Here is a 5923-nt window from a genome sequence, read left to right as displayed (position 1 = left end):
CGTGGCCGGGCAGTAGCGGCTTGTCCTGTCCGCGCTCGCGCAGCTTGGCGAGGGTCTCCAGGTAGGCCCCCAGGTCACCATCGGTCTCGGAGATCATGGTGGTGTGGCGGCCGGCGAGGGTATCGCCAGTGATGATGCCCTCCACGTCGGAATCGTCGGTGCCGCCGTTGGAGTGGATAAAGAAGGAAACACAGTCGGAGGTGTGGCCCGGGCAGTGGACGACCTCAATGGTGGGGGTTAGCCCCTCGAAGGAGATGATCTCCCCGTCCTCCAGCTCGTCGGCTGCGATGCAGTACTGCTTATCGAAGGCACGAACCGGCGCACCGGAGATCTGACGGAAGCGCTGAGCACCGTTGGCGTGGTCGGCGTGGCGGTGGGTCAGCAGCACAACGCCAATCTCCGCACCGCCCTCGGTAGCCTTGGTATTCAGCACATTCAGGTGGCCCTCGTCCTGCGGACCCGGATCCACCACAACGGATACTGTGTCGTTTTCTCCCCTAATCACCCAGGAGTTCGTGCCCTCCAGAGCAGCGTAGCTGGGGTTCGGCGCGAGTACGACGCCAACGTTCGGAGTTACTGGACGTAGTTGACTATAAGCGGGGTGCTTCATGCCTCCCAGTGTAGATCGAACCGCGAAATTATGCGCTGATCTGCGCGACGATCTCTACCTCTACGGGGGCATTCAGCGGCAGCGCAGCCACACCGACTGCGGCACGGGCATGCACTCCGGCTTCGCCGAAGATTTCTCCCAATAGTTCGGAGGCGCCGTTGATCACGCCTGGCTGCCCGCCGAAGTCTGCGGTGGAGGCAACGTATCCATTGACCTTCACGATCCGCTCGATGTTATCGATCCCCACCAGGTCGTCGATGGCGGCAATGGCGTTCAGCGCGGCGGTACGGGCGGCGTCATAAGCCTGCTCCTCGGTCACCTCAGCGCCGACCAGCCCCGTGACGGGCAGCTTGCCGTCCACGAAGGGCAGCTGACCGGAGGTGTAGACGATGTTGCCACTGCGCACGGCCGGCACGTAGGCGGCGACGGGTGCCGCCACCGGCGGTAGCTGCAGGCCGAGTTCTTCTAGTTTTTGGCGAAAGTTCTGCTGTGCCATTTTTATTGCCCCTATTGCCTTACCGCTCCGCTGCCCTATTGCTCCAGCGGGCGCTTCATGTAGGCAACGTGCTGCTCACCAGTCGGACCGGGCAGTACGGAGACGAGCTCCCAGCCATCCTGTCCCCAGTTATCCAGGATCTGCTTAGTAGCGTGAGTGAGCAGCGGCACGGTTACGTATTCCCAGTTAGTCATGGGAACTACTGTAATGGTTACTTCTTTGCCGCGCTGGCAGCCTCGAGCTGGCCTGCGAAGAAGTCCGCCCAGCTGGTGATCTCGGGGTGCTTGCGCAGCAGCGCGCGGCGCTGGCGCTCGGTCATGCCACCCCACACGCCGAACTCCACCTTGTTATCCAGTGCGTCGGCGCGGCACTGCAGCACAACGGGGCAGTGGCGGCAGATGGCCACAGCCTTGCGCTGGGCAGCACCCTTTACAAAGAGCTCGTCCGGATCCACGTTGCGGCAGTGTGCCTGAGTGATCCACTCGCCGCGGTTGTTAAAAGACTCGCGGGTCGTGATCTGTTCAGCAGGCTGGCAGGTCGGCTTGGAGCCGCCGGCCACCTTCGTGCGGGCAAGCGATGCAGTCATTGTCTTCCTCCGAAACGTGCCTCCAGCAGGGGCGGCCCTCGCGCCTTGTGCGTCGGTTGTCGTTTGGTGCCGCCAACTGCCGTAGAGACTTGCTGTAGTAGTAATTTTATTCACACGTTTTTAGAAGTGTCGAATAGGTCACATTTTGGGGGTAACTGATAGCCACGCGACATTTGTTAAGTATGGATTCAACCGACCAGCGAAAACTGTAGATCTGCTACCCGCCCCATGATCTTTTCTTTTTGACGCCCTCACGATCGCGCTGGTCAGCCCGTCAGTAAATCGTGTCGCGCATCACATTCAAAACTTTTCCCAAACCGGCGCCGGGGCAAATTTTTTCCACTAAAGGTGCACAGATCTGCAAAGGGAGTGATCACCCCCGGTGGCTGGCGTGTGGGCGTCACAAAGAAAGGGCAAAAAGGCTAAAGGGTTGTCCGGGACGTGGGTTATGGTGATAGCCGTGGACGCACCGAAGGCATTTCTGAAACTTTTTCTCGCCATCCTGGCCGGTGGCGTGCTGCTGGCCGCCGCCATCCTGCCTTTCGCGGGCGCGGGCGGCTGGGTGGTAAACGCCAGCACGGACGCGATGAACTCCAATGTGCAGGACATTTCCGAGAACAACTCGGTGCCGCTGCGCTCGCGGATCACCGACCGGGACGGCAAGACAATCGCCTGGGTGTACAACCAGAACCGCACTGAAGTTCCCTCGGACAAGATCTCCCAGGCAATGAAGGACAGCATCGTTGCCATCGAGGACCGGCGCTTCTACCAGCACAAAGGCGTGGATATCCGCGGCACCCTGCGCGCGGCGGCGGCGAACGTCTCTAGCGGTGGGGTCTCGGAGGGCGCGTCGACGATCAACCAGCAGTACGTGAAGAATTACCTATGGCTGATCGAAGCGGAGAACGAGGACGAGGCCGCCCAGGCCATTGAAACCTCGCTGCCCCGCAAGCTGCGCGAGATGAAGATGGCCGGCGACCTGGACAAAAAGCTAACTAAGGACGAGATCCTGACGCGCTACCTGAACCTGGTCTCCTTCGGCAACAGCGCCTTCGGCGTGCAAGCCGCGGCGCAGACCTACTTCGGCGTGAACGCGGCGGATCTGAACGACAATCAGGCGGCCTTCCTGGCCGGAATCGTGCAATCCACCAGTGCGCTGAACCCGTACACCAACCCGGAGGGTGCGAAGCAGCGGCGCGATGCCGTGCTGCAGGCGCGTGTGAACGCGGATAGCCTTTCGCAGGCCAAGGCGGATGAGCTGGCGAGCAAGCCGCTGGGCGTGCTGGAGGAGCCGAAGGTTCCCGCCAACGGTTGTATCGGCGCCGGTGGCTCCGGGTTCTTCTGCGATTACGTGATGGAGTACCTGGACAACAAGGGGATCTCCAAGGACGAGGTAGCCAAGGGCGGCTACACGATCCGGACCACGCTGGATCCGAAGGCGCAGAAACACGCGGAGACGGCCGTCCGCAGCAAAGTCTCCCCGGACCAGGAGGGCGTATCCGCCGCGACGAACTACATCACGCCCAAGGGTGGCAAGCACCAGGTGTTGGCCATGGCTTCCTCGCGCAAGTACGGCCTGAGCCAGGACGAGCGGGAATCCGTGCTGCCGCTGCCCCACTCGCTGCAGGGGCACGGCGCCGGCTCCGTGTTCAAGATCTTCGCGGCCGCGGCAGCACTGGAGGACGGCATGGGCCTCAACACCAACCTCGCCGTGCCCACCCGCGCCGAGGTTGAAGGCATGGGTGCAGGCGGCGCACCAGGCTGCCCGCCGAACAAGTACTGCGTGGAAAATGCAGGCTCTTACAAGCCCAACATGACGTTGAAGGAAGCGCTGGCGACCAGCCCGAATACTCCCTTCATCGAGATGGCGGAGAAGCTGGGCATGAAGCGCATCACGGACATTGCTATCAAGCTGGGTCTGCGCTCCTACAAGAACGAGGGCAGCTTTGACGGCAAGAACTCCGTGGAGGAGTACGTCAAGGACAACAACCTGGGCTCCTTCGTTCTGGGCCCCACGGCCGTCGACCCGCTGGAGCTTTCCAACGTGGCCGCCAGCCTGGCCGACCACGGCCGCTGGTGCGAACCCACGCCCGTGCTGTCCGTAAAGGATCGCAACGGCGAGAACGTAGAAATGGAGAAGGTGGACTGCGAGCAGGCCATCGACAAGAAGATCGCCGACGCACTGGCAAACGGCCTGGGCAGCGACGTGCAGCAGGGTACGGCCTCCGCCGCCGCCCGCGCGACCGGCTGGAGTGGCCCGCTGTCCGCCAAGACGGGTACGACGGAAACCAGTTTCTCCGCCGCGTTCCTGGGCTTCACCTCCGGCTGGGCCGGATCCTCCTACATCTTTAACGACGGTGGCACCGCCAAGAACCTGTGCACCGCGCCCGTGCGCCAATGCGGCAACGGCAACCTCTACGGCGGTAACGAGCCCGCGCAGATTTTCTTCGAGGCTTCGAAGCCAATGATTAAGAAGTACGGTGGCGGCAAGCTGCCTTCCTACGACAAGAAGTACGACGCTGGCACAAACCCTGGCAAGTGGGGAGCACCCGCATCCACCGGCGGATCAGGAGGTGGTGCCGCGAGTGGCGGCAACTCCGCGCCCGCCCCGCAGGCACCGCAGGCCCAAGGGGAGCTGGACCTCCCGCCAGAGATCCGCCGTGGCCTCGCCGACCTCGATGACTTCCTGAATCAGCTCCGCTAACCCGCGGGCTCTTCCGCGCGCTGACCGCGCTACGTGCCACCGCTTGGCGCCCCCGCTGCGCGCCGCGCGCGGCACACGGCGGGTGTATCCCGCCCACGGGCGAAGCGATACCCTGGGGAACGTGAAGAACAATCGTCGGAACTCCCCAGCGAACTCCCCAGCCCAGCCCCGCAAACGTCTGCTCACCCCCGCCAACGTGCTGAAAAGCGTGCTCGGAATTGGAGCGGCCGGCGCGGCGGTAGCTGCGGCGTCATATAAAGAAACCCTAAAGTTCCAGCTACACGAAGTAACAGTGCCGCTGCTTGAACCCGGCGCGCTACCCGACGATTGGGAAAGCTTCCGGCTGCTGCACGTCAGCGACCTGCACATGCTGGACAAGCAGAAGCAAAAGCAGGAATGGGTCGCCGCGCTAGACCGCCTGGATCCGGACCTGGTGGTCAACACGGGCGACAACCTCGGCGAGAAGGACGGCGTGCCGGGAGTGCTCCGCGCGCTCGAGCCGCTGCTGGAACGCCCCGGAGTGTTCGTGTTCGGCAGCAACGACTACTTCGCGCCGCGCCCAGTGAACCCCTTCATCTACCTGCTGGGCAAGAAGCGCAAGCCCTCCCAGGTGCAGCTGCCATGGAAGGGGATGCGCGCGGCCTTCATCGAGCACGGCTGGCACGATGCCTCGAACACCACCGTCGAGTTCGCCATCGACCCCGCCGCGACTGGTTCGCTGACCAGCCCAGAGAAGATCAAGCTGGCTATCGCGGGCGTGGATGACCCTCACCATGAGCTGGACGATTACTCGCGGATCGCGGGGCGCCCTAATAGTGACGCCGACCTGGCCATCGGGCTGAGCCACTCCCCCGAACCGCGGGTTCTGGACCGCTTCGCCGCCGACGGATACCAGCTGGTGCTAAGCGGTCACACGCACGGCGGGCAGCTATGCCTGCCGGGTGGGCGCGCCATTGTGACGAACTGCGGCATAGACAGGAGCCGGGCGCGCGGGCTTTCCCGCTGGACCGAGCGCATGTGGCTGCACGTGACCAACGGGCTGGGCAGCTCTAAGTACGTGCCTTTCCGCATCTTCTGCCGCCCGTCGGCGACGTTGATCCACATCGTGGAGAAGCCGGCGGAGTAGCTGGGTACTCCTGGCTGGTTCCCGCGAGGGCGGCGGGGTTGCTGGGGCATTAAAAGGCTCGATACGCTGCCATTTTGAAAAATGCCCCCTGTGCGGGCTATAGTAATTCGAGTTGCAGCCGTTGGCTTTGCACAGTTCGCAAAACTAACGTGCCGCTCCAGACCGGGATATGGCGCAGTTTGGTAGCGCACCTCGTTCGGGACGAGGGGGTCGCAGGTTCAAATCCTGTTATCCCGACCATCAGAACCCGCTGGCACCGAAAGGTGCTGGCGGGTTTCGTCTTTGTCGGGAACCTGGGAACCCCGGCGGGCTGCAGCCAGCACCCCGCCCAGCGCGCGCCCCTCATTTAGCGCGCCTCAGCCAACCCCTTCCGCTGGGCGCTGCCGCCCATACCCCTCCGC

The 5923-nt window shown here is 63.2% G+C and carries 6 protein-coding genes and 1 tRNA gene; 3 read left to right on the top strand and 4 right to left on the bottom strand.

The genetic code is table 11. The annotated features are described in order from the left end of the window. The 4 genes from Q0331_RS04395 to Q0331_RS04380 all read right to left on the bottom strand — a co-directional run. A partial coding sequence (locus Q0331_RS04395; RefSeq protein WP_298075214.1) for an MBL fold metallo-hydrolase occupies positions 1-610 on the bottom strand: 610 nt, incomplete at its 3' end. 28 nt (positions 611-638) lie between these two features. Beyond that, complete coding sequence (locus tag Q0331_RS04390) at positions 639-1106, bottom strand: RidA family protein (protein WP_298075212.1); 468 nt, start codon at positions 1104-1106, stop codon at positions 639-641. 35 nt (positions 1107-1141) lie between these two features. Then, on the bottom strand, positions 1142-1300 hold the full coding sequence (locus tag Q0331_RS04385) for a DUF4177 domain-containing protein (RefSeq protein WP_011274258.1): 159 nt from the start codon (positions 1298-1300) through the stop codon (positions 1142-1144). A gap of 17 nt (positions 1301-1317) precedes the next feature. Beyond that, complete coding sequence (locus tag Q0331_RS04380) at positions 1318-1692, bottom strand: WhiB family transcriptional regulator (protein WP_298075209.1); 375 nt, start codon at positions 1690-1692, stop codon at positions 1318-1320. Between the two features lie 460 nt (positions 1693-2152). Here Q0331_RS04380 and Q0331_RS04375 point away from each other — a divergent pair, with 460 nt between their 5' ends. The 3 genes from Q0331_RS04375 (at position 2153) to Q0331_RS04365 (ending at position 5762) form a co-directional block, all read left to right on the top strand. Beyond that, positions 2153-4396 (top strand): transglycosylase domain-containing protein, encoded by a 2244-nt coding sequence (locus tag Q0331_RS04375; protein ID WP_298075207.1) that lies wholly within the window; start codon positions 2153-2155, stop codon positions 4394-4396. A gap of 217 nt (positions 4397-4613) precedes the next feature. Next, positions 4614-5522, top strand: coding sequence for a metallophosphoesterase (locus tag Q0331_RS04370; RefSeq protein WP_298075216.1), 909 nt, complete (start codon positions 4614-4616; stop codon positions 5520-5522). A 163-nt stretch (positions 5523-5685) separates the two neighbouring features. Then, positions 5686-5762 (top strand) — tRNA-Pro (locus Q0331_RS04365). The last annotated feature ends 161 nt before the right edge of the window (positions 5763-5923 follow it).

Source organism: uncultured Corynebacterium sp. (genome assembly GCF_937999985.1).
Classification (GTDB): Bacteria; Actinomycetota; Actinomycetes; order Mycobacteriales; family Mycobacteriaceae; genus Corynebacterium.
This window is presented reverse-complemented; position numbering and strand designations above follow the sequence as displayed.